Origin of the sequence: Streptomyces sp. PA03-5A (assembly GCF_033792725.1) — a bacterium.
Lineage (GTDB): Bacteria > Actinomycetota > Actinomycetes > Streptomycetales > Streptomycetaceae > Actinacidiphila.
Genome location: NZ_JARAVL010000013.1, coordinates 42,010 through 56,950, shown reverse-complemented (window position 1 = coordinate 56,950; position 14,941 = coordinate 42,010). Strand labels below are relative to the sequence as shown.

General features: G+C 72.0%; 18 protein-coding genes and 5 tRNA genes. 7 read left to right on the top strand and 16 right to left on the bottom strand.

The window, feature by feature from the left end:
• Positions 1-32: 32 nt before the first annotated feature.
• Entirely contained in the window at positions 33-1,706 is a 1,674-nt protein-coding gene (locus PV410_RS17890) for a DAK2 domain-containing protein (RefSeq protein WP_500325637.1), read from the bottom strand.
• 268 nt (positions 1,707-1,974) lie between these two features.
• On the opposite strand from PV410_RS17890, the gene rpmB reads away from it, so the two are divergent.
• Positions 1,975-2,160 carry a 50S ribosomal protein L28 gene (gene rpmB / locus PV410_RS17885; RefSeq protein WP_014628431.1) on the top strand — a complete coding sequence of 62 codons (186 nt, stop codon included), beginning with the start codon at positions 1,975-1,977 and terminating at the stop codon, positions 2,158-2,160.
• Between the two features lie 94 nt (positions 2,161-2,254).
• Here rpmB and thiD read toward each other — a convergent pair whose 3' ends face one another.
• Positions 2,255-3,043, bottom strand: coding sequence for a bifunctional hydroxymethylpyrimidine kinase/phosphomethylpyrimidine kinase (thiD, locus tag PV410_RS17880; RefSeq protein ID WP_500325636.1), 789 nt, complete (start codon positions 3,041-3,043; stop codon positions 2,255-2,257).
• Between the two features lie 22 nt (positions 3,044-3,065).
• Positions 3,066-4,025, bottom strand: coding sequence for a thiamine-monophosphate kinase (locus PV410_RS17875; RefSeq protein WP_499514196.1), 960 nt, complete (start codon positions 4,023-4,025; stop codon positions 3,066-3,068).
• A gap of 155 nt (positions 4,026-4,180) precedes the next feature.
• On the opposite strand from PV410_RS17875, the gene PV410_RS17870 reads away from it, so the two are divergent.
• The gene (locus tag PV410_RS17870) at positions 4,181-4,414 is read left to right on the top strand and encodes an Lrp/AsnC family transcriptional regulator (RefSeq protein WP_018562083.1); all 234 of its coding nucleotides are present in this window, start codon (positions 4,181-4,183) and stop codon (positions 4,412-4,414) included.
• 23 nt (positions 4,415-4,437) lie between these two features.
• Positions 4,438-4,929 carry a DUF3515 domain-containing protein gene (locus tag PV410_RS17865; protein ID WP_500325861.1) on the top strand — a complete coding sequence of 164 codons (492 nt, stop codon included), beginning with the start codon at positions 4,438-4,440 and terminating at the stop codon, positions 4,927-4,929.
• Between the two features lie 34 nt (positions 4,930-4,963).
• Here PV410_RS17865 and PV410_RS17860 read toward each other — a convergent pair whose 3' ends face one another.
• Genes PV410_RS17860 through PV410_RS17850 form a run of 3 tightly spaced genes read right to left on the bottom strand, consistent with a single transcriptional unit; the run spans position 4,964 to position 7,851 of the window.
• Positions 4,964-6,100, bottom strand: coding sequence for a D-alanine--D-alanine ligase family protein (locus PV410_RS17860; protein ID WP_500325634.1), 1,137 nt, complete (start codon positions 6,098-6,100; stop codon positions 4,964-4,966).
• Positions 6,101-6,127: 27 nt separating this feature from the next.
• Positions 6,128-7,075 carry an NAD(P)H-dependent glycerol-3-phosphate dehydrogenase gene (locus PV410_RS17855; RefSeq protein WP_500325860.1) on the bottom strand — a complete coding sequence of 316 codons (948 nt, stop codon included), beginning with the start codon at positions 7,073-7,075 and terminating at the stop codon, positions 6,128-6,130.
• Positions 7,076-7,125: 50 nt separating this feature from the next.
• A complete protein-coding gene (locus tag PV410_RS17850; RefSeq protein ID WP_500325632.1) occupies positions 7,126-7,851 on the bottom strand; it encodes a lysophospholipid acyltransferase family protein in 726 nt (241 codons plus the stop codon).
• A 289-nt stretch (positions 7,852-8,140) separates the two neighbouring features.
• On the opposite strand from PV410_RS17850, the gene cofC reads away from it, so the two are divergent.
• Entirely contained in the window at positions 8,141-8,854 is a 714-nt protein-coding gene (gene cofC, locus PV410_RS17845; protein WP_500325858.1) for a 2-phospho-L-lactate guanylyltransferase, read from the top strand.
• A 10-nt stretch (positions 8,855-8,864) separates the two neighbouring features.
• Positions 8,865-9,083: a hypothetical protein gene (locus PV410_RS17840; protein WP_018562077.1), complete on the top strand. Its 219-nt coding sequence runs from the start codon at positions 8,865-8,867 to the stop codon at positions 9,081-9,083.
• 76 nt (positions 9,084-9,159) lie between these two features.
• Here the strand turns inward: PV410_RS17840 and PV410_RS17835 are convergent, their stop codons facing one another.
• From PV410_RS17835 to leuC, 4 genes are all read right to left on the bottom strand, one after another.
• Positions 9,160-9,771: an HU family DNA-binding protein gene (locus PV410_RS17835; protein WP_500325631.1), complete on the bottom strand. Its 612-nt coding sequence runs from the start codon at positions 9,769-9,771 to the stop codon at positions 9,160-9,162.
• 123 nt (positions 9,772-9,894) lie between these two features.
• Positions 9,895-10,128 carry an SCO5555 family protein gene (locus tag PV410_RS17830; RefSeq protein ID WP_018562075.1) on the bottom strand — a complete coding sequence of 78 codons (234 nt, stop codon included), beginning with the start codon at positions 10,126-10,128 and terminating at the stop codon, positions 9,895-9,897.
• Between the two features lie 132 nt (positions 10,129-10,260).
• Positions 10,261-10,854 (bottom strand): 3-isopropylmalate dehydratase small subunit, encoded by a 594-nt coding sequence (gene leuD, locus PV410_RS17825; RefSeq protein WP_500325629.1) that lies wholly within the window; start codon positions 10,852-10,854, stop codon positions 10,261-10,263.
• Between the two features lie 5 nt (positions 10,855-10,859).
• The gene (leuC, locus tag PV410_RS17820) at positions 10,860-12,281 is read right to left on the bottom strand and encodes a 3-isopropylmalate dehydratase large subunit (protein WP_500325628.1); all 1,422 of its coding nucleotides are present in this window, start codon (positions 12,279-12,281) and stop codon (positions 10,860-10,862) included.
• 161 nt (positions 12,282-12,442) lie between these two features.
• Here leuC and ndgR point away from each other — a divergent pair, with 161 nt between their 5' ends.
• Complete coding sequence (gene ndgR / locus PV410_RS17815) at positions 12,443-13,159, top strand: IclR family transcriptional regulator (RefSeq protein WP_499514189.1); 717 nt, start codon at positions 12,443-12,445, stop codon at positions 13,157-13,159.
• Between the two features lie 15 nt (positions 13,160-13,174).
• Here the strand turns inward: ndgR and PV410_RS17810 are convergent, their stop codons facing one another.
• Positions 13,175-13,675 (bottom strand): DUF4188 domain-containing protein, encoded by a 501-nt coding sequence (locus PV410_RS17810; RefSeq protein WP_500325627.1) that lies wholly within the window; start codon positions 13,673-13,675, stop codon positions 13,175-13,177.
• Between the two features lie 81 nt (positions 13,676-13,756).
• On the opposite strand from PV410_RS17810, the gene PV410_RS17805 reads away from it, so the two are divergent.
• Positions 13,757-14,401, top strand: a complete 645-nt coding sequence (locus tag PV410_RS17805) for a MerR family transcriptional regulator (RefSeq protein ID WP_500325626.1) — start codon at positions 13,757-13,759, stop codon at positions 14,399-14,401.
• A 76-nt stretch (positions 14,402-14,477) separates the two neighbouring features.
• Here the strand turns inward: PV410_RS17805 and PV410_RS17800 are convergent.
• From PV410_RS17800 to PV410_RS17780, 5 genes are all read right to left on the bottom strand, one after another.
• A tRNA-Glu gene (locus PV410_RS17800) sits at positions 14,478-14,550 on the bottom strand.
• Between the two features lie 18 nt (positions 14,551-14,568).
• Positions 14,569-14,640, bottom strand: a tRNA-Gln gene (locus PV410_RS17795).
• 12 nt (positions 14,641-14,652) lie between these two features.
• Positions 14,653-14,725 (bottom strand) — tRNA-Glu (locus tag PV410_RS17790).
• A 27-nt stretch (positions 14,726-14,752) separates the two neighbouring features.
• Positions 14,753-14,825, bottom strand: a tRNA-Glu gene (locus PV410_RS17785).
• Between the two features lie 17 nt (positions 14,826-14,842).
• Positions 14,843-14,914 (bottom strand) — tRNA-Gln (locus PV410_RS17780).
• Positions 14,915-14,941 lie beyond the last annotated feature (27 nt).

Sequence of the window (14,941 nt, the reverse complement as noted above, 5' to 3'; positions counted from 1 at the left end):
CAACGGCGCCGCACGCGGCGACGCGGGGGCGGCTACTCGACGCCGATGAGGAGGGGGCACGTTTCCTGGCCGCCGTCGTAGACGACCGTGTCGACCGCGAGGTGGCTGTCACGGACGTGCGCCTCGAGCCGGTCCGCCAGGTCCGCGGGCGCGTCGGACCCGATGACGAGCGTGACCATCTCCCCGCCCGCGGCGAGCATGCGGTCCAGGACGATGATCCCGGTCTCGACGAGGTTGCCGCCGATCACCGCGACGTCCCCGTCGATGAGGCCGAGGACGTCCCCGGCCTGGCAGACGCCGGCCATGGTCCAGGACTGGGCCTCCGCGACGGCGAGCTCGGCGTAGCGCGTGGCGCCGGCCGCGGAGGTCATGGCGACGACGTCCTCGTCAAAGCGCCGGGTGGGCTCGTGGACGGCGAGGGCGGCGATGCCCTGCACCGCGGACCGGGTGGGGATGAGCGCCACGCGGACGCCCTCCGTGCGCGCCTGTTCGGCCGCGGCGCCCACCGCGTGCCGCAGTTCGACGTCGTTGGGCAGCAGGACGACCTCGCGGGCGTGCGCACGGCGGATGGCCTCCGCGATGTCGCCGCTCGCGGGCGGCTCCCCGGGCCGTACGGCGACCACGGTGGCCCCGGCCTGGGTGCACAGCTCCGCGAGGCCGTCGCCGCGCACCACCGCGACCACGGCCCGGAGCGTGCGCTCGCCCCGCCCGCCGGTGGCCCCGCGGCGGCCCTGCTCGAGCGCGCGGGCCTGGTCGCCGAAGTGCGTCACCTTGATGCGGTACGGCCGTCCCGCATCGATCCCGGCCTCGATGGCGGCGCCCACGTCGTCGACGTGGACGTGGACGTTCCACAGCCCGTCCCCGCCGACGACGACGAGGGAGTCGCCGAGCCGGTCCAGCCGGGTGCGCAGCGCGGGGACGGCGCGGTCGGGTGCCTCCAGGAGGTAGATGACCTCGAAGTCCGGCCCGCCGGGCACCGCGTGCGGGTCCGCGCCGTCCCCGCCGGTCGCGCAGCCGTAGGGCACGACCTGGGACGCGCCCCTGGGCAACGGCACCCGCAGGGCGTCGTCGAGCGGGCCCATCGGGGCCTGTCCCGAAACCGCGTCCGCGAGGGCGCCCAGGACGGCGACGAGGCCGCGGCCGCCGGCGTCGACGACACCGGCGTCGCCGAGGACGGCCAGCTGCCGCGGAGTTGCCGCCAGGGCGAGGCGGGCCGCCTCGTACGCGGCCCGGGAGACCTCGTGGACGTCGCCGGTCACGGCGGCGGCCGCCTCCGCGGCGGCCGTGGCGACGGTGAGCATCGTGCCCTCGACCGGATGCGCGACGGCCTGGTAGGCGGACTCCGCGGCCCGGCGCAGGGCCGGCCGCAGGTCGCCGGCGTCCTCGGCGAGGACCTCGGCCATGCCGCGCAGCAGTTGGGCGAGGATCGTCCCGGAGTTGCCGCGTGCTCCTATGAGCGCGCCGTGCGCCATGGAGCGCAGGCACGAGGTGAGGTCCGGGATGCCGCCCGAGGCGGCGTGGCCCTCGAAGACGGCGTCCACGGACTGGGCGGCGGACTCCACGGTCAGGAACAGGTTCGTGCCGGTGTCCCCGTCGGCGACGGGGTAGACGTTGATCGCGTCGATCTCCTCGCGGGCCCGGCCGAGCGCCTGGAGGGACAGCCGGCACCATGCGCGCACCGCGGGAGGGTCGAGCGTCGGCGGCACGTGTTCCTCCTGCGGGGGCGGCCGGGGACCTGGGGTGGGGAGGTGTCCGCACGCAGCGTACTGAGCGCCGGGGCCCACCGGGCGACCGCCCGTACCGCTGACCATGGTAATTTCGAGGGACAGGAGCGGACGTAGTATGCTGCTCCGGTTGCCTGGGGCTGTCCCGGGCCGTCCCTCGGCATCACTGGTCTTCCTTCAATCATTTTGACGGATGCCGGATGCCGCCGGGATTTATCCGTTAGTGCATCTGAAGTCTTTGGAGTGACCCGTGGCTGCCAACTGCGACGTCTGCGGCAAGGGGCCGGGCTTCGGCAACAACATCTCGCACTCGCACCGCCGTACTCGCCGTCGTTGGAACCCCAACATCCAGACGGTGCGTGCTGTGGTCGGTCGGACGCCGAAGCGCCTCAACGTCTGCACCTCGTGCATCAAGGCCGGCAAGGTCGCGCGCTGACGCATAGGACGTCGTAGCGCAGCCTTGCGGCTACCGGAGCCGGTCCACCCTCGTGGTGGACCGGCTTTCTGCTGTGCCCTCCCGCCGGTTCGCCTCAGCGCTGCCGCCAGGCGTGGTCCACGGGGCCGATGCCGCCGCCCAGGGGGAAGCCCGCCGCGATGGCGCCGGTGACGTACTCCTTGGCGGCGTGGGCCGCCTCGGGGACGTCCAGGCCCCGCGCCAGGAACGAGGCGACGGCGGACGCCAGGGTGCAGCCGGTGCCGTGGGTGTGCCGGTTGTCGTGGCGCGTGGCGCGCAGCCAGTGCTCGCGGCTGCCGTCGGTGAGCAGGTCGACGGCGGCGCCGCTGAGGTGGCCGCCCTTGATCAGGACCCAGCGGGGGCCGCACTTGAGGACGGCCGCCGCGGCCTCGCGCATGGCGGGCTCGCCGTCCACGACGACTCCTGTGATCTGGCGCACCTCGTCCAGGTTCGGGGTGGCGACGGTGGCCAGCGGCAGCAGGCGGGTCCGTACGACGTCGACGGCGTCGGCGGCGAGCAGCGGGTCGCCGTGCTTGGAGACGCCGACGGGGTCGACGACCACGGGGACGTCGAGCGGGGCGAGGAGTTCCGCGACGGCGGTGACGAGTTCCGCCGAGGAGAGCATCCCGGTCTTGACCGCCTGGACGCCGATGTCGTCCACGACACTGCGGAACTGGGCCCGTACGGCGTCCACCGGCAGGTCCCAGGCGCCCTGGACGCCCAGTGAGTTCTGCGCCGTGACGGCCGTGACCACGCTCATCCCGTGGACGCCGAGGGCGAGCATGGTCTTCAGGTCGGCCTGGATGCCCGCTCCGCCGCCGGAGTCGGAGCCGGCGACGGTGAGCACACGCGGTGGGATCGTCATACGGCGAATCTAGTCGCCGTCGCTACTCGGATCCGAAGTGGTCCCAGCCGCCCGCCTTGTCCCAGGGGGCGCCGTCCACGGTGACCTGGGGTGCCGTGGTGGCCTTCACCACCCGGCCGATGACCCGCCAGCGGGCGGGCAGCTTCGTGTCCGGGGGGAAGGCGGCGACTATCGCGTGGTCCTCTCCCCCGGTCAGCACCCAGTGCAGCGGGTCGACCCCGACGGCCTGGCCGATGTCGGCCATCTGCGCGGGGATGTCGATGTCGGCGGAGGACAGGTCTATGGCGACGCCGCTGGCGGCGGCGATGTGGCCGAGGTCGGCGACGAGCCCGTCGCTCACATCGGTCATGGCCGTCGCACCGAGTTCCGCGGCGGCGGGACCTGCGTGGTACGGCGGTTCGGGACGGCGGTGGGCCTCGACGAAGGCCCGCGGCGAGCGGAACCCCCGGGAGAGGACGGCCAGTCCCGCCGCGGACCAGCCCAGCCAGCCGGTGACGGCGACGACGTCGCCGGGGCGGGCACCGGATCGGGTGACGGGTTCGCGGTCGCGCAGGTCACCCAGTGCGGTGATGGAGACCATGATCGTGTCACCGCGGACGACGTCGCCGCCGACCACGGCCGCGCCGGCCACCTGGCACTCGTCCCGGATGCCGTCCATCAGCTCGACCGGCCAGGTCACCGGCAGGTCGGCAGGGACGACCAGGGCGAGCAGCACCGCGGTCGGGACGGCACCCATGGCGGCGATGTCGGCGAGGTTCTGCGCGGCGGCCTTGCGGCCCACGTCGTAGGCGGTGGACCAGTCGCGGCGGAAGTGCCGCCCCTCCACGAGCGCGTCGGTGGTGGCCACCACCCGCCGGTCCGGGGCGGCGACCACGGCGGCGTCGTCACCCGGTCCGAGCCGGACGGCGGGGCTGGAGGTGAGCCGGGCGGTCAACTCCCTGATGAGTCCGAACTCCCCCAGTTCGCCCACGGTGCCCTTCATCTGACTGTCCCCTTCACCTGGCCGGTCCCCTTCTGTGTGCGCTTGCGCGACGGCTTCGGCACGGCCGGTACCGCGCGGGTCTCCCCGCGGCATGCGGCGACGCGGTACCGTGACGTTCCCTCCCACATGATCCTCGTAGCCGCCCTGGAGGTTCCGTGGTACAGGCGTACATTCTGATCCAGACCGAGGTCGGGAAGGCCTCGGCAGTAGCGGAGGTGATCTCCAAGATTTCCGGGGTCATCCAGGCCGAGGACGTCACCGGTCCGTACGACGTGATCGTGCGGGCCCAGGCCGACACGGTCGACGACCTGGGGCGCCTCGTGGTGGCGAAGGTGCAGCAGGTGGAGGGCATCACCCGCACCCTGACCTGTCCGGTCGTCCATCTGTAGGCCCCCTGTAGGCTCGGCGGGTGATGTACCGCCGGGTCGCGCTCGTCTCCCTGTCCGCCGTCGCGTGCTCGTTCGCGGCGGCGGTCTGGATTTCCGCTTCCGGCGGTGCCGCGGGCGGGGTCGCCGTCCCGTCGCCCTCCGCCTCCGCCGCCCGGATGTGCGGCGCCCTCCACGACGCGCTGCCGCGGAAGGTCGACGGCCTGTCGAAGCGGTCGGTGAGCCCCGTCTCCGACCTCACCGCCGGATGGGGGGATCCTACGGTGGTGCTGCGCTGCGGCGTGCCGCGACCCGAGATGCTGACCCCGGGCAGCGCGGCGTACAACCCCACCGCGGACGCGGTGGAGGTCAACGGCGTGAGCTGGCTCATCGAGAAGACCGACGACGGCTACCGCTTCACGACGACCGGCCGCAGGACCTTCGTCGAGGTGACGGTGCCGGCAAAGTACGCGCCCGAGGTCGATCCGCTGACCGACCTCGGACGCGCCGTGGAGACGACGATCCCCTCCGAACTCTGACGGGTCCGGCGGACCGCTCCCGGCCGATCGCGGCTCAGCGCAGGCCGGTGGAGCGCCGCAGCGCGGCCTGGATCAGCCGGTCCACCAGTTCCGCGTAGCCGACGCCGCTCTCCTGCCACATGCGCGGGTACATGGAGATCGGCGTGAAGCCGGGCATCGTGTTGATCTCGTTGATCACGAACTCGCCGTCGTCCTGCAGGAAGAAGTCCGCACGGACCAGGCCCTCGCAGGAGGCCGCGTCGAAGGCGGCCACGGCGAGCCGCTGCACCTGCGCGGTCTGCTCCGCGGTCAGCGGCGCGGGGACGACGCCCTCGGCGGAGTCGATGTACTTCGCCTCGAAGTCGTAGAAGTCGTGCGCGGTGACCGGGGGGATCTCCGCGGGGACCGAGGCGCGCGGGCCGTCCTCGAACTCCAGGACGCCGCATTCGATCTCGCGGCCCCGCAGCAACGACTCCACGAGCACCTTGGGGTCGTGCCGGCGGGCCTCCTCGATCGCCTCGTCCAGGCCGGTGAGGTCGTCGACCTTGCTGATGCCCATGGAGGACCCGGCACGGGCGGGCTTCACGAAGACCGGCCAGCCGTGGTCGGCGGCGAAGTCCACGACCTTCTTGCGGGCCGCGGCCGGGTCGTTCTCCCACTCGCGCGGGCGGATCACGACGTACGGGCCGACGGGCAGGCCGAAGGAGGTGAAGACCCGCTTCATGTACTCCTTGTCCATGCCCACGGCCGAGGAGAGCACTCCGGAGCCGACGTAGGGCACGCCGGAGAGTTCCAGCAGGCCCTGGAGGGTGCCGTCCTCGCCGTACGGGCCGTGCAGCATGGGGAAGACGACGTCGACGTCGCCCAGGACCTTGGGCACCGAGCCGGGCTCGCTGTAGACGACCTCACGGCTGGCCGGGTCCACCGGCAGCAGCACCGTGCCGTCGGAGGACTCGGTGAGCTGCGCGACGCTGGGCAGCGTGCGGTCGGCGATCGCCATCCGGGACGGGTCGTCGGCGGTGAGCGCCCAACGGCCGTCGGTGGTGATGCCGATCGGCAGCACGTCGTACTTGTCGCGGTCGATCGCGCTCAGCACCGCGCCTGCGGTGACGACCGAGATGGCGTGCTCGGAGCTGCGTCCGCCGAAGACGACGGCGACGCGCGGCTTGCGGGAAGAAGGCTGAATGCTCATGTCGCGTTGACCTTACCGTTCCGGACGTCAGCGTTCCGACTTCGCGGAGCGCGACATCAGCTCCTTGACCGCGACGACGGGCTGCTTCCCGTTGTGCACGATGTCGACGACGGTCTCGGTGATGGGCATGTCGACGCCGTGCCGGCGGGCCAGGTCGAGCACCGACTCGCAGGACTTGACGCCCTCGGCGGTCTGCCGGGTGACCGCGATGGTCTCCTCCAGCGTCATGCCCTTGCCCAGGTTGAAGCCGAAGGTGTGGTTGCGCGACAGCGGCGAGGAGCAGGTCGCGACCAGGTCGCCCAGACCCGCCAGGCCGGAGAAGGTCAGCGGGTCGGCGCCGAGCGCGATGCCGAGCCGGGTGGTCTCCGCCAGTCCGCGGGTGATCAGCGAGCCCTTGGTGTTGTCGCCCAGGCCCATGCCGTCGGCGATGCCGACCGCCAGGCCGATCACGTTCTTCACCGCGCCGCCGAGTTCGCAGCCGACGACGTCGGTGTTGGTGTACGGGCGGAAGTACGCGGTGTGGCTGGCGGCCTGCAGCCGCTTGGCGACGGACTCGTCACGGCAGGCGACCACGCTCGCGGCGGGCTGCCGCGCGGCGATCTCCTTGGCGAGGTTGGGGCCGGACAGCACGGCGACGCGCTCCGGGCCCGCCTTGGCGACCTCCTCGATGACCTCGCTCATCCGCTTGGCCGTGCCGAGTTCGACGCCCTTCATCAGGCTGACCAGCACGGAGTCGCGGGGCAGCAGCGACTGCCACTCGGCCAGGTTGCCGCGGAGCGTCTGCGACGGTACGGCGAGGATCACGAACTCCGCGTCCCGGGCGGCCTCGGCGGGGTCGGTGGTGGCCCGGATCGACTCCGGCAGCTCGGTCCCGGGCAGGTAGTACGGGTTGCTGCGCGTGCTGTTGACGGCCTCGATCACCTCGGGGCGGCGGCCCCACATGGTGACCTGGGCACCCGCGTCGGCGAGGACCATCGCGAAGGCGGTGCCCCAGGAGCCCGTGCCGTAGATCGCGCAGCGCGTCGTCACTTGGTGCTGCCCTTCTGCTTGCGCGGGTCGAAGCGCTCGGCGGGCGGGGTCTGACCGCGCAGTTCGCCCAGCAGCTCGCTGACCGCGGCCATGATGGTGTCGGTGGCGTCCTTGAGCACCTCGACGCTGGCCTCCTGTCCGTAGAAGGCCGACAGGTCCACCGGCGGCCCGGCGACGACCCGCAGCGTCTTGCGCGGGAAGAGGCGCAGCTTCTTCTCCTTCGCGTACGGCGGCATGACCTCGTTGGCGCCCCACTGGGCGACCGGGATCACGGGGGCCTTGGTCATCAGCGCGACCCGGGCGACGCCCGTCTTGCCCACCATCGGCCACATCTCGGGGTCGCGGGTCAGCGTGCCCTCCGGGTAGAAGGCGACGCACTCGCCGGAGTTGATGGCGTCCACCGCGGCCCGGAAGGCGTTGGCGGCGTCGGTGCTCTCCCGGTAGACGGGGATCTGGCCGGTGCCGCGCAGGATCGCGCCGACGAAGGCGGGCTTGAACAGCGGCGCCTTCGCGAGGAAGCGGGGGACCCGGCCGCTGTTGTACTGGAAATGCGCGTACGACAGCGGGTCGAGGTACGAGTTGTGGTTGACCGCCGTGATGAATCCGCCCTCGACCGGAATGTGATCCATTCCGCGCCAGTCCCGCTTGAAGAGAACGACAAGCGGCGGTTTGGCGATGACGGCTGCGAGCCGGTACCAGAAGCCGATTCTGCGGCGGGACACCAGAACTCCTCCTCGTTCCGCCGCCGACCCGGGATCACCGGACCGCGGCCTGCTGTGGTCGGCGGCACCGTACGGCCGGTGCGGCCGCACAAGTGTCGCCGGTAGGGCCACCGTAACGCCAGGGCGAAAGGCCCTCGGGGTGCTCCCCGGCGGAAGCACCGAGGCCAGGAGGCCCGGGCACGCACCAGGGAGATCGTGCACCCGGAGGCGGGCCGCCGGGAAGGGGGGTTGAGGGCAGGGTGGTGGTGGGCCCGGGGGACCCGAGCACAATAGTTCGGTGTCACCACCCGTGGAATGGTCGCTCGTCGTCCCGCTGAAGCCGCTGGCCGCCGCCAAGAGCCGCCTCGCGGAGGCCGTCGGCCCCGTGCGGCCCGGACTGGCACTGGCCTTCGCGCAGGACACCGTGGCCGCCGCCCTCTCCTGCGAGGCGGTACGAAATGTGACGGTCGTCACCGATGATCCGCTCGCCGGGGCCGCGCTGTCGGCCCTCGGGGCGCGCGTCCAGGCGGACTCCCCGGCGGCCGGGCTCAACGCCGCGCTGCGGCACGGCGCCGACGTGGTCCGCAGGCGCCACCCCACCGCGGCCGTGGCGGCCCTGAACGCCGATCTCCCGGCCTTGCGGCCCACCGAACTGGCAGCGGTGCTCCGCGCGGCCGCCCGGCGCCCAGGACGGTCGTTTCTGGCCGACGCGGCCGGAATCGGCACCACGCTGCTTGCGGCCACCGCCGGGACCGCCCTCGCGCCGGCCTTCGGGGGGCCCTCACGCGCCCGCCACCGGGCTTCCGGCGCCCACGAGATCGTCCTGCCGGACGTGGACTCCGTGCGCCGGGACGTGGATACGGGCGAGGACCTGGCCGCCGCCCTGGTGCTGGGGGTCGGGCCGTACACGCGGGCGCTGCTGCGGCCCGGACTTCGGGCGGCTCCGCAGGAGGGTCCCGCGGGGCCCGGGCCCGCCGGTTGCCCGGCGGCGGGCGCACCGGCCCCGGGAAGCGGTGCCCGATAGGCTGGGGCCCATGCAGGCCACCGCGTACACCTACGACCCCGAGACCCGCGCCGGCAGCGTGCTGCTGGACGACGGGACGCCGCTGCCGTTCGACGCGGCGGCGTTCGACGCCGGGGGCTTGCGGCTGCTGCGGCCCGGTCAGCGGGTGCGGATCCGCACCGAGGGCAGCGGGGACGGGCGCCGGGTGGTGTTCGTGACGCTGCAGACCTTCCCCGACCCGGGGGCCTGAGGACATGACGGCACGGGCCGGGTGCCCCTGAGTCAGGGGTACCCGGCCCGTCGGCGTGTGCGGGTCCGCGGAATCGTTACCGCTTCGCGGTCCGCTTGGTGGCGGTCTTCCGGGCCGCCGACTTGGCGGGCGCTTTCTTGGCCGGGGCCGTCTTCTTGGCGGTCGCCTTCTTCGCCGTGGTCTTCTTGGCGGTCGCCTTCTTCGCCGTCGTCGCCTTGGCCGCGGTGGTCTTCTTGGCCGTGGCCTTGGCGGCGGTGGTCTTCTTGGCCGTGGCCGCCTTGGCAGCGGTGGCCTTCTTCGCCGTCGTCTTCTTCGCGGCGGCCTTCTTGGTGGTGGCCTTGGCGGTGACGCCTCCGCTCAGGCTGCCCTTGGGCGCCTTCTTGACGGAGACCTCTCCGACCTTGGGGAGCTTCTTCGACCCGCTGACCAGGTCCTTGAAGCCCTGACCGGCGCGGAAGCGCGGGACGGAGGTCTTCTTGACCCGGACCCGCTCCCCGGTCTGGGGGTTGCGGGCGTAGCGGGCGGGACGCTCCACCTTCTCGAACGAGCCGAAGCCGGTGACCGAGACCCGGTCCCCGCTCACCGTCGCGCGGACGATCGCGTCCAGGACGGCGTCGACCGCGTCCGCGGCCTGCTGACGGCCGCCGAGCTTGTCGGCAATCGCTTCAACGAGCTGCGCCTTGTTCACGTCTTCCCCTTCGGAAACTTGCCCGGCGATGAAGTTCGGGCTTTTTCGCACGCTAGGCGGATATATACCGCAAATCAAATACGAAACGGGCGAATCACCCTTGTGCCGCAACGAACTCGGGGCTCAGGAAGACCTTTGATCGGGGAATCGGCCTTCGTCGAGGTCCTTCATCAGTTCCTCCAGACGCCTTGCCGCACCTGCGAGATCGTGCTTCGCGGCCGCGGTGATGACGAGCAGCCGCCGGGTCAACTGCATCCTGACGTCCTCCGGCACTTGCAGACCCGCCACCCGGGTGTGGGCCTGCTTCAACCTGGCAGCGAGGAACCCGTACAGCTCGAGTTGGCCATCGTGTTCCATGTGCCGATTGTGTCATCTGCGGTGAGTTGTCACGAGGTGTGGAGCCGAACACGCCGCAGCGCCCCCCGCCCGGTGGGGGCGGGGGGCGCTGCGGAGGTGGGCCGGCGGCGGCCGCGGGGGCCGCCGGACCGCTCAGACCTGCAGGGTCTGCGGCTTGAAGGAGGGGCGCTTGGCCTCGTAGGCGGTGATGTCGGCCTCGTTCTGCAGGGTGAGGCTGATGTCGTCCAGGCCGTTGAGCAGCCGCCAGCGGGCGTTGTCGTCCAGTTCGAAGGGGGCGGTGATCCCCTCGGCGCGGACCTCGCGGGCCTCCAGGTCGACGGTGATCTCGGCCGTCGGGTCGGACTCGGTCAGCTTCCAGAGCTCCTCGACCGTCTCCTGCGGCAGGATCACGGTGAGCAGGCCGTTCTTCAACGAGTTGCCGCGGAAAATGTCGGCGAAGCGCGCGGAGATGACCGCCTTGAAACCGTAGTTCTGCAGGGCCCACACCGCGTGCTCGCGGGAGGAGCCGGTGCCGAAGTCCGGGCCCGCGACCAGGACGGTCGCCCCCTGGCGCTCGGGCCGGTTGAGGACGAACTCGGGGTCCTTGCGCCAGGCCTCGAACAGGCCGTCCTCGAAGCCGTTGCGGGTGACCTTCTTCAGCCAGTGGGCCGGGATGATCTGGTCCGTGTCGGCGTTGCTGCGGCGCAGCGGGACGGCGCGGCCGGTGTGCGTGGTGAAAGCTTCCATCGTTCTCAGGCCTCCAGGACGGCTGCGCCGGGCAGATCGGCGGGGGACGAGAGGTGGCCGGTGACCGCGGTCGCGGCCGCGACCTGCGGCGACACCAGGTGGGTGCGGCCGCCCTTGCCCTGCCGTCCCTCGAAGTTGCGGTTGGAGGTGGACGCGGAGCGCTCACCGGGGGCCAGTTGGTCGGGGTTCATGCCCAGGCACATCGAGCAGCCCGCGTGCCGCCACTCGGCGCCGGCCTCCTTGAAGACCCTGTCCAGGCCCTCCTCCACGGCCTGCAGGGCGACCCGGACCGAGCCGGGCACGACCAGCATCCGCACGCCGTCGGCGATCTTGCGGCCCTTGACGACGGAGGCGGCGGAGCGCAGGTCCTCGATGCGGCCGTTGGTGCAGGAGCCGACGAAGACGGTGTCGACCTTCACCTCGCGCAGCGGCGTACCGGGCTCCAGGGCCATGTACTCCAGGGCCTTCTCGGCGGCCAGGCGGTCGCTGGGGTCCTCGAAGCCGGCCGGGTCCGGCACGGAGGCGCTGAGCGGGGCGCCCTGGCCGGGGTTGGTGCCCCAGGTGACGAACGGGGACAGGGAGGCGGCGTCGATGACGACCTCGTGGTCGAAGACGGCGTCCTCGTCGGTCCTGAGCGTGCTCCAGTACGCGACCGCCGCGTCCCAGTCCTCGCCCTGCGGGGCGTGCGGACGGCCCTGCAGGTAGTCGAAGGTGGTCCGGTCGGGGGCGATCATGCCGGCCCGGGCGCCCGCCTCGATCGACATGTTGCAGATGGTCATCCGGGCCTCCATCGAGAGCTTCTCGATGGCCGAGCCGCGGTACTCGATGACGTAGCCCTGACCGCCGCCGGTGCCGATCCTGGCGATGATCGCCAGGATCAGGTCCTTGGCGCTGACGCCCTCGGGCAGCTCGCCGTCGACGGTGATCGCCATGGTCCTGAACGGGGCCAGCGGCAGGGTCTGGGTGGCCAGCACGTGCTCGACCTGGCTGGTGCCGATGCCGAACGCCAGCGCGCCGAAGGCGCCGTGGGTGGAGGTGTGGCTGTCACCGCAGACGACCGTCATGCCCGGCTGCGTCAGGCCCAGCTGCGGGCCGACGACGTGCACCACGCCCTGCTCGACGTCGCCCAGCGGGTGCAGCCGCACCCCGAACTCGGCGCAGTTCTTGCGCAGCGTCTCCAGCTGCGTGCGCGATACCGGGTCGGCGATCGGCTTGTCGATGTCGAGGGTGGGGGTGTTGTGGTCCTCGGTCGCGATGGTGAGGTCCAGCCGGCGCACCGGGCGGCCGTTCATCCGCAGACCGTCGAAGGCCTGCGGGCTGGTGACCTCGTGGAGCAGGTGCAGGTCGATGAAGAGGAGGTCGGGCTCGCCCTCGGCGCGCCGTACGACGTGATCCTCCCAGACCTTTTCCGCGAGTGTCCGTGCCATCGCATTCCCTCCGACCGGCCGCTCTGCCGGCCTGTTCGTCGTTGCCCTGCGTGTCCGCCCCCTTGTGGGGAGTGGCCGCAGCGGCCCTGTGCATTCCAGCGTGCCGCGTCCGCCGGAAAATTGAACTTGCGTTTCACAGAGTGAGACGGGAGTATCGTTGCATGGACAACAGTAGTGGCGTCGGCGTTCTCGACAAGGCGGCTCTGGTGCTCAGCGCACTGGAGTCCGGCCCGGCCACCCTGGCCGGGCTCGTGGGCGCCACGGGTCTCGCCCGCCCCACCGCGCACCGTCTCGCCGTCGCCCTGGAGCACCACCGGATGGTGGCGCGCGACATGCAGGGGCGCTTCATCCTCGGTCCCCGGCTGTCCGAACTGGCCGCCGCGGCGGGCGAGGACCGCCTGCTGGCCACGGCCGGGCCGGTGCTCACGCATCTGCGGGACATGACCGGCGAGAGCGCCCAGCTCTACCGTCGCCAGGGCGACATGCGCATCTGCGTGGCCGCCGCCGAGCGGCTGTCCGGACTGCGGGACACCGTCCCGGTCGGCTCCACGCTGCCGATGAAGGCCGGCTCCGCCGCCCAGGTCCTGCTCGCGTGGGAGGAGCCGGAGCGGCTCCACCGCGGGCTGCAGGGGGCCCGCTTCACCGCCACCGCACTGTCCGGCGTACGGCGCCGCGGCTGGGCCCAGTCGATCGGCGAGCGCGAACCGGGCGTGGCGTCCGTCTCGGCCCCGGTGCGCGGCCCGTCCAACCGCGTCGTGGCGGCGGTCTCCGTCTCCGGCCCGATCGAGCGGCTCACCCGGCACCCCGGGCGCATGCACGCGCAGTCCGTCGTCGACGCCGCCGCCCGCCTGTCCGAGTCCCTGCGCCGCAGCGGCTGAGCCGGGCCGCCGGCCTCAGGCCGCCCGCCCCTCGCCCGCCGTCAGCCGCTGGGCCGCGGTCTCGCCGCGGCGGCCCACCGGGACGACCCCGGTCGCGGCGCCCAGCCCGAAGGCGGGCATGTCGACGTACACGGACTCGTAGCCGCCCGCCGGCACGGCGTACGTCTCGTGCCAGAAGCCCACCCTGCCCTTACCGGCCCGCGCGCGACGGTTGAACGCCGCCCACGCGGGCCGGTGCTGCTTGTCCTGCTGGGAAGCGTAGGCGAAGAGCTGCTCCGTGGACTTCCAGTACTGGACGACGTAGATCACGCGGGGCCCGCCGAACAGCAGCTGGTACCCGAGGAACCCGCTTCCGTCGTCCTGCGACAGCTCCCGCAGCATCCGCGGCATGGCCCGGAACACCGGGAGCCAGCTGCCCAGGGACCGGAAGCGGTTGATCCGCATCCCGATGAGGAACACGACGATGCCGCCCTCGGCGGCGGCGGTGTTGCGGCCCGGAATCACCTGCGCGGACATGAGGAACCCCTGTCGGTCGTCTTGGATAGTGGCACTATCCATGCTTGGATAGTGCCACTATCCAATGGAGGGCGCAAGGGAATGCGACTGGCCGAGCTGAGTGAACGCAGCGGCGTGGCGACGGCCACGATCAAGTACTACCTGCGCGAAGGGCTGCTCCCGCCCGGCCGTCGCGTCACGGCCACGCAGGCCGAGTACGGGGAGGAGCACCTGCGCCGGCTGCGGTTCGTCCGGGCGCTGATCCAGATCGGCAAGGTGCCGGTGGCCACCGCGCGGGAGGTACTCGCCGCGGTGGAGGACGAGTCGCTCAACCAGCACCTGCGGCTCGGCGCCGCCACCTTCGTCCTGCCGCACGGCCCGGAGCCCGACGAGGACGACCCGGCGACGGGGACCGCCCGCCGCGAGGTGGACGGGCTGATGGCCGAACTGGGCTGGCGGTACGGCAGCGAGGAGCACGGCCCCTCCCCCGCCTACCGGATGCTCGTCACGGCGGTCGCCGCCCTGACCCGCCTCGGATACCCCAGCAGCGCACGGCACTTGGCGCCCTACGCGCGCCTTGCCGCCCAACAGGCCGTCCACGACCTGGATCTGGTCGAGATGTACGACACCCCGCTGGAACAGGCGGCCGCCGCCGTGACGCTCACGGTGCTCTACGAGCCCGTGCTGCTGAGCCTGCGCCGGCTCGCCGAGGCCGAGGAGTCCCGCCGCCGCTTCGGAGTTGGGTGAGGCGGGCCGCCGGGAACGGGCGCGGACGGGGAAACAGGAGAGGCCCCCCGCCGAAGCGGGGGGCCTCTCCTCGATGTACCCCCGACCGGATTCGAACCGGCGCTACCGCCTTGAGAGGGCGGCGTGCTAGGCCGCTACACAACGGGGGCAAGTCTTGTGGAAATGTGCTGGGGTACCAGGACTCGAACCTAGACTAAATGAACCAGAATCACTCGTGCTGCCAATTACACCATACCCCATGGTGTGTCAAGTACCCCCGACCGGATTCGAACCGGCGCTACCGCCTTGAGAGGGCGGCGTGCTAGGCCGCTACACAACGGGGGCCCTAGCGATCCCTACCAGAGAGATCAGTACCCCCGACCGGATTCGAACCGGCGCTACTGCCTTGAGAGGGCAGCGTGCTAGGCCGCTACACAACGGGGGCTTTGCAGAAGATCTGCGCTGGGGTACCAGGACTCGAACCTAGACTAACTGAACCAGAATCAGTCGTGCTGCCAATTACACCATACCCCACCAAAACTCAACCCCCCGTGGGGGGTT

Bases quoted from the DNA above. Each gene is read 5' to 3' on its own strand.
- thiD (WP_500325636.1), bottom strand. From the start codon at position 3,043: ATGACGATCCCACCGCGTGTGCTCACCGTCGCCGGCTCCGACTCCGGC.
- PV410_RS17875 (WP_499514196.1), bottom strand. From the start codon at position 4,025: ATGAAGGGCACCGTGGGCGAACTGGGGGAGTTCGGACTCATCAGGGAG.
- PV410_RS17865 (WP_500325861.1), top strand. From the start codon at position 4,438: ATGTACCGCCGGGTCGCGCTCGTCTCCCTGTCCGCCGTCGCGTGCTCG.
- PV410_RS17860 (WP_500325634.1), bottom strand. From the start codon at position 6,100: ATGAGCATTCAGCCTTCTTCCCGCAAGCCGCGCGTCGCCGTCGTCTTC.
- PV410_RS17855 (WP_500325860.1), bottom strand. From the start codon at position 7,075: ATGGTCCTCGCCGACGCGGGTGCCCAGGTCACCATGTGGGGCCGCCGC.
- PV410_RS17840 (WP_018562077.1), top strand. From the start codon at position 8,865: ATGCAGGCCACCGCGTACACCTACGACCCCGAGACCCGCGCCGGCAGC.
- PV410_RS17830 (WP_018562075.1), bottom strand. From the start codon at position 10,128: ATGGAACACGATGGCCAACTCGAGCTGTACGGGTTCCTCGCTGCCAGG.
- leuD (WP_500325629.1), bottom strand. From the start codon at position 10,854: ATGGAAGCTTTCACCACGCACACCGGCCGCGCCGTCCCGCTGCGCCGC.
- leuC (WP_500325628.1), bottom strand. From the start codon at position 12,281: ATGGCACGGACACTCGCGGAAAAGGTCTGGGAGGATCACGTCGTACGG.
- ndgR (WP_499514189.1), top strand. From the start codon at position 12,443: ATGGACAACAGTAGTGGCGTCGGCGTTCTCGACAAGGCGGCTCTGGTG.
- PV410_RS17810 (WP_500325627.1), bottom strand. From the start codon at position 13,675: ATGTCCGCGCAGGTGATTCCGGGCCGCAACACCGCCGCCGCCGAGGGC.
- PV410_RS17805 (WP_500325626.1), top strand. From the start codon at position 13,757: ATGCGACTGGCCGAGCTGAGTGAACGCAGCGGCGTGGCGACGGCCACG.